Genomic DNA, 665 nt, shown 5'->3' with positions numbered 1-665 from the left:
AATCAAATTCTGCCGATGTCAAACTTGGGTAAGCGTGCTCCCCCATAGAAGAGCCTTCAAGACAAATAATGGCAATGTCGGTCGGGACTTTGAGCACGCGGCGATGGCACTCAAAGAGCGCACCAATTGCTATCTCCTCATGGCTACACACCAAAGCATTCAAGCTTGAATCGCGCAGCAATAACTTCGCCAATCCTTCCGCACCCAATTGTGAAGATGGCGCTTCATGAGTCGTCAGAAAATGATCTGGGGAGAGATAGTTTTCAATCATCGCACTTTGCCAACCGTGTAACTGGCGTTGCAACGTTGAGTGATTCCCGCGCGCCCCAATAAAACCAACGTTCTTAAAACCTTGTTCAATCAGGTGTCTGGTACAGGCCTTACCCACTTCGAAGTGATCCACGCCAATGTTGAGATAACTGGCCTTTGAGCTCAGTTCGGCAATCTCTAACACTGGCGTATTTGACGCCTCTAACAGTTGATGCGTTCGCTGACTATGCTCACTTCCAAACAGTACAACGCCCGCAGGACGGCTCTCTAAAAAGGTCGAAAGCAACTTTTCTTCTTGCTCAATCGAGTAGTCGCTGTAACCCAGCAATAGTTGATAACCCGCTTTGTTTAACGCCTGTTGGAAGCTTGGTAAGAAATGCGCGCATGCTTTTTCA

Annotated in this window: 1 protein-coding gene; it reads right to left on the bottom strand. The window is 48.1% G+C overall.

What is annotated here, in order from left to right:
• Positions 1–665: substrate-binding domain-containing protein (locus R7Z77_RS26020; protein ID WP_318137135.1), on the bottom strand; the 665-nt coding region annotated here is incomplete at both ends.

This window comes from Vibrio sp. 1401 (genome assembly GCF_033340295.1).
This window is presented reverse-complemented; position numbering and strand designations above follow the sequence as displayed.